This window comes from Vibrio sp. 2130-1 (assembly GCF_033339515.1).
The window spans coordinates 1-867 of record NZ_JAWOUT010000142.1; the positions used below are offsets into that span (position 1 = coordinate 1).

Genomic DNA, 867 nt, shown 5'->3' on the forward strand with positions numbered 1-867 from the left:
GTGCGTCACACCATTGGCTGTCACCACGCGAAAGAAAATGACCGCCACCAACCCAAATACGGCAACCTTGCAGGAGTGCAAGAACACCATTACGAGTTGATTGATAACCTGATTGCCCAAAATTCGTAGCTCAATCCCATCTATAAAAACAGCTCTAAACTAAGAGCTGTTTTCACAATAGAGCGACCAGTGAACTGATTAAACAATTCTCACCCCGGTCGGCATCGCTCTTTCTGGCGTTAGTAACACACTTTCGGATTCATCATCCGTTTCTGCGCATAACAACATACATTCAGAGGTTTCACCGCGCATTTTGGCTTTGGCAAGATTACACAATACGACCACTTGTTTGCCCATCAACTCTTCCTCGGTGTAATAAGGCACTAAGCTGGTTACGGTTTGCAGTGTTTTCTCACCGATATCAATTTGCACAATATTCAGCTTGTCTGCATTTTGATGACGAGCCACTTCAATGATTTTTCCGGTACGAATTTCTAATTTGGCAAAATCAGAGTAAGCGATAGTTTCCATAATTAAAACCCCAGTAAAGTTTTACTAAAAAGATAACGTTTACACTATCAGCAAGCTTAATAAATACAAGTGGTAAAGATCTCATTTCCGAAAGCAAATCCTCTATCAAATTGCACTTATTACACAATGGGTGTTTAATACTTTCAGTCAAAATTTTTAGCCACTAAAGGTTCTATATGGCAACGATCAAGGATGTCGCGAAAGAAGCAGGTGTTTCGGTCGCAACGGTTTCTCGCGTGATCAACAAGTCCCCAAAAGCCAGTCAATCATCGGTAGAGTCGGTCACCAAAGCAATGAGCAAATTGGGTTACAGACCCAATGCCGCAGCTCGCGCAC

The 867-nt window shown here is 42.4% G+C and carries 2 protein-coding genes and 1 pseudogene; 2 read left to right on the forward strand and 1 reads right to left on the reverse strand.

Features of this window, described 5'->3' with window-relative positions:
• Window positions 1-129: pseudogene (locus tag R7Q09_RS24760) on the forward strand (gamma-glutamylcyclotransferase); the annotation flags it as partial.
• A 69-nt stretch (window positions 130-198) separates the two neighbouring features.
• Here R7Q09_RS24760 and R7Q09_RS24765 read toward each other — a convergent pair.
• Window positions 199-531: a tRNA-binding protein gene (locus R7Q09_RS24765; protein ID WP_318143772.1), complete on the reverse strand. Its 333-nt coding sequence runs from the start codon at window positions 529-531 to the stop codon at window positions 199-201.
• A 176-nt stretch (window positions 532-707) separates the two neighbouring features.
• On the opposite strand from R7Q09_RS24765, the gene R7Q09_RS24770 reads away from it, so the two are divergent.
• Window positions 708-867, forward strand: a 160-nt coding sequence (locus tag R7Q09_RS24770; protein ID WP_318143773.1) for a LacI family DNA-binding transcriptional regulator, incomplete at its 3' end; no start/stop codon positions are given.

Bases quoted from the DNA above. Each gene is read 5' to 3' on its own strand.
- R7Q09_RS24765 (WP_318143772.1), bottom strand. From the start codon at position 531: ATGGAAACTATCGCTTACTCTGATTTTGCCAAATTAGAAATTCGTACC.